Source organism: Amycolatopsis eburnea (genome assembly GCF_003937945.1).
GTDB lineage: Bacteria > Actinomycetota > Actinomycetes > Mycobacteriales > Pseudonocardiaceae > Amycolatopsis > Amycolatopsis eburnea.
The window spans coordinates 1-202 of the sequence record NZ_RSEC01000050.1 but is presented as its reverse complement, the minus strand read 5'-3'; the positions used below and the strand labels follow the sequence as shown (position 1 = coordinate 202).

General features: G+C 53.0%; 1 rRNA gene. It reads right to left on the bottom strand.

What is annotated here, in order from left to right:
- Nucleotides 1-201 (bottom strand): 23S ribosomal RNA (locus EIY87_RS23515); the annotation flags it as partial.
- Between the last annotated feature and the right edge of the window lies 1 nt (nt 202).

The window sequence follows — 202 nt, the reverse complement described above, 5'->3', positions numbered from 1 at the left end:
AAACTACCCATCAGGCACTGTCCCTGAACCAGATCATGGCCCGAGGTTCAGATTCCCAATTCGACCAGAGTGGTATTTCAACAACGACTCCACACCCACTAGCGTGAGCGCTTCACAGTCTCCCACCTATCCTACACAAGCCGAACCGAAAACCAATACCAAACTATAGTAAAGGTCCCGGGGTCTTTCCGTCCTGCCGCGC